We start from the raw sequence: 326 nt of genomic DNA, 5'->3' as shown, positions 1-326 counted from the left end.
GCCAGCACGCCCTTGCCGTGCGGCAGGTCCGGCGTACGTTCGCCATTGAGGAAGGGCAGCATCACCAGCCCGCCTGCTCCCGGTGGCGTCGCGCGCAGGTGCGCATCGCCGTCGCGCGTGCTGAAGCCGAAGGCACGGGCGACCTGTTCGGTCGCCACGGTGCAGTTCATGGTGCAGATCAGCGGCAGCCATCCCCCCGTGGACGAGCAGAACGCGGCCCAGGCGCCGTCGGCATCGATCACCGGCGATCCGGAGTAGGCAAACAGCGTTCCAGACGTTCCCAGGCTCATCGCCAGGCGTCCTTCGGTGACGAAGCCCGTGCCGAT

General features: G+C 69.0%; 1 pseudogene. It reads right to left on the bottom strand.

The features are described 5' to 3' along the window. Nucleotides 1–326: pseudogene (locus tag EN850_RS34845) on the bottom strand (FGGY-family carbohydrate kinase); the annotation flags it as partial.

Origin of the sequence: Mesorhizobium sp. M8A.F.Ca.ET.207.01.1.1, assembly GCF_004794715.1 — a bacterium.
In the GTDB taxonomy this organism is placed as follows: Bacteria; Pseudomonadota; Alphaproteobacteria; order Rhizobiales; family Rhizobiaceae; genus Mesorhizobium.
This window is presented reverse-complemented; position numbering and strand designations above follow the sequence as displayed.